This window comes from Streptomyces sp. 13-12-16, assembly GCF_002114215.1.
In the GTDB taxonomy this organism is placed as follows: Bacteria; Actinomycetota; Actinomycetes; order Streptomycetales; family Streptomycetaceae; genus Streptomyces.
Map to the genome: position 1 here is coordinate 1 of NZ_NCTE01001397.1, position 3,099 is coordinate 3,099.

Annotated in this window: 4 protein-coding genes; all 4 read left to right on the forward strand. The window is 74.2% G+C overall.

Features of this window, described 5'->3' with window-relative positions; translation table 11 throughout:
* Position 1: 1 nt before the first annotated feature.
* The gene (locus B7767_RS41505; RefSeq protein ID WP_085576359.1) at positions 2-244 is read left to right on the forward strand and encodes a hypothetical protein; all 243 of its coding nucleotides are present in this window, start codon (positions 2-4) and stop codon (positions 242-244) included.
* Positions 245-251: 7 nt separating this feature from the next.
* Positions 252-1,067: a TlyA family RNA methyltransferase gene (locus B7767_RS41510; RefSeq protein WP_085576360.1), complete on the forward strand. Its 816-nt coding sequence runs from the start codon at positions 252-254 to the stop codon at positions 1,065-1,067.
* A complete protein-coding gene (locus B7767_RS41515) occupies positions 1,064-1,969 on the forward strand; it encodes an NAD kinase (protein WP_085576361.1) in 906 nt (301 codons plus the stop codon). The genes B7767_RS41510 and B7767_RS41515 overlap by 4 nt, the downstream gene beginning before the upstream one ends.
* Before the next feature lie 189 nt (positions 1,970-2,158).
* A partial coding sequence (locus tag B7767_RS41520) for an AAA family ATPase (protein ID WP_179167537.1) occupies positions 2,159-3,099 on the forward strand: 941 nt, incomplete at its 3' end.

Sequence of the window (3,099 nt, forward strand, 5' to 3'; positions counted from 1 at the left end):
CGTGCGGCCGGCGCCCGACGACGACCCCGCCGCCCCCGCGCCCCTGGACGTGCCGCGCGTCCCCACCGGGCACCCCGGGGTCGACGCCCACGTGGCGCGGCTGGCCGACGCCGACCACCTCGCCACGGACGGCCACGCCGAGGTGTACGAGGATGTACACCGGGGGCTGCGCGACGCGCTCACCGCGCTCGACGCCCGCCCGGGACCTCCGGGGCCCTCACCGGCACACGAACACAGGAGCTGAACCGAACGTGGCAGGAGTCGCACGCCGCCGTCTCGACGCGGAGCTGGTCCGCCGTAAGCTCGCGCGCTCGCGTGAGCACGCCAGCCAGCTGATCGCCGCCGGGCGGGTCAGCGTCGGCAAGACGGTCGCGACCAAGCCCGCCACACAGGTGGAGACCGCCGCCGCGATCGTCGTCGTCGAGGACGCGGGCGACCCGGACTACGTCTCGCGCGGCGGCCACAAGCTGGCCGGCGCCCTCGACGCCTTCGTGCCGCTGGGGCTGGCGGTCGAGGGGCGGCGGGCGCTCGACGCCGGCGCCTCCACCGGCGGTTTCACCGACGTGCTGCTGCGGGCCGGGGCCGCGCACGTCGTCGCCGTGGACGTCGGATACGGACAACTCGCCTGGAGTCTGCGCAACGATGAACGCGTCACCGTCAAGGACCGTACGAACGTACGGGAGTTGACGCTCGAGGTCATCGATGGGGAGCCTGTGGATCTTGTTGTGGGGGACCTGTCCTTCATCCCGCTCGGACTGGTGCTGCCCGCCCTGAAGCGGTGCGTGAAGCCGGACGCCGACCTGGTGATGATGGTGAAGCCGCAGTTCGAGGTGGGCAAGGAGCGGCTGGGCAGCGGCGGAGTCGTCCGCAGCCCGCAGCTGCGCGCCGAGGCCGTGCGCGGGGTGGCCGCGAAGGCCTGGGAGCTGGGGCTCGGAGCGAAGGGCGTGACGGCGAGTCCGCTGCCCGGACCCTCCGGGAATGTCGAATACTTCCTGTGGCTGCGGGCCGGGGCTCCGGAACTGGACCCGGCCGACGTTGACCGTGCTGTGGCGGAGGGGCCGCGTTGACACAGAACCGAGCTCGTACTGTTTTCCTGCTGGCCCACACCGGGCGGCCCGCGGCCATCCGCAGCGCCGAGCTCGTGGTCAAAGGGCTGCTGCGCTCCGGTCTCGGGGTACGGGTCCTGGAGGACGAGGCCCGCGACCTGCCGCTCCCGGACGACGTGGAGACCGTCAAGGAGGCCACCCCGCAGTGCCTGGACGACTGCGAGCTGCTGATCGTGCTGGGCGGTGACGGCACGCTGCTGCGCGGCGCCGAGTTCGCCCGCGCCTCCGGGGTGCCCATGCTGGGCGTCAACCTCGGGCGGGTCGGGTTCCTCGCCGAAGCCGAGCGGGACGACCTGGACAAGGTCGTCGACCGGGTGGTGAGCCGGGCGTACGAGGTCGAGGAGCGGATGACCGTCGACGTCGTGGTGCACCGCAACGGCGACATCGTGCACACGGACTGGGCGCTGAACGAGGCGGCCGTGCAGAAGGTGTCCGCCGAGCGGATGCTGGAGGTCGTCCTGGAGATCGACGGGCGGCCGGTCACCGGGTTCGGCTGCGACGGGATCGTCTGCGCGACCCCGACCGGGTCCACCGCGTACGCCTTCTCCGCCGGCGGGCCCGTGGTGTGGCCCGAGGTCGAGGCGCTGCTGATGGTGCCGATCAGCGCGCACGCGCTGTTCGCCAAGCCGCTGGTGACCTCGCCGGACTCGGTGCTGGCGGTGGAGGTGCTGCCGCACATCCCTCCGGGGGTGCTGTGGTGCGACGGGCGGCGGACGGTCGAGTTGCCGGCGGGGGCCCGGGTGGAGGTGCGGCGGGGGGCCGTGCCGGTGCGGCTGGCCCGGTTGCACCATGCCTCGTTCACCGACCGGCTGGTCGCGAAGTTCGCGTTGCCCGTGTCCGGGTGGCGGGGCGCGCCGCACTAGCGGTCTCGACGGGGTGGTTCCGGAGCGCCGGCGGGTGCGGGTCGATCGTGGTCGTTCGCGCCCACGCGGCGGAAGCCGCACATCGATGCGGTCCCGCGCCCCGAGGATGCCCACTCCCGTGGGTGACAAGGGCGGGGCGGTCGCACTCCCCGGCTTCGACCTCGTAAGGTCGTGTGCGTGCTTGAGGAGATGCGGATACGGTCGCTCGGGGTCATCGACGACGCTGTTGTCGAGCTGTCGCCCGGCTTCACCGCCGTCACCGGTGAGACGGGTGCGGGCAAGACCATGGTGGTCACCAGCCTGGGCCTGCTGCTGGGTGGACGGGCGGATGCGGCCCTGGTGCGGATCGGCGCGCGCAACGCGGTGGTCGAGGGACGGATCGCCGTGCCCGAGACCTCCGGGGCCGTCGTACGGGCCGAGGAGGCCGGGGCCGAGCTGGACGACGGGACGCTGCTGGTCAGCCGGACCGTTTCCGCCGAGGGGCGGTCACGGGCGCACCTGGGCGGGCGGAGCGTGCCCGTGGGGCTGCTCGCCGAGCTCGCCGACGACCTGGTGGCCGTGCACGGCCAGACCGACCAGCAGGGGCTGCTGAAGCTGTCCCGGCAGCGGCAGGCGCTCGACCGGTACGCCGGGTACGCGGTCGCCGTGCCGCTCGGCAAGTACGGCGAGGCGTACAAGCGGCTGCGGGCCGTGGCCACGGAGCTGGAGCAGATCACCACGCGCGCGCGTGAGCGGGCCCAGGAGGCCGACCTGCTGCGCTTCGGGCTGGAGGAGATCGCCGCCGTGGAGCCCCGCGCGGGCGAGGACGTGGAGCTGGCGGAGGAGGCGGAACGGCTCGGGCACGCCGAGGCGCTGGCGTCCGCCGCGGCGATCGCGCACGCCGCGCTCGCGGGCAATCCGGAGGACCCCGAGGGCGTGGACGCCGGGACGCTCGTCGCGGGCGCCCAGCGGGCACTGGAGGCCGTACGGGCGCACGATCCGGCGCTGGCCGCGCTGACCGACCGGATCGGGGAGGTCGGCATCCTGCTGCGGGACGTGGCCGGGGAGCTGGCCGGGTACGCCGACGACCTGGACGCCGATCCGCTGCGGCTGGCGGCGGTGGAGGAGCGGCGGGCCGCGCCCACCCCGCC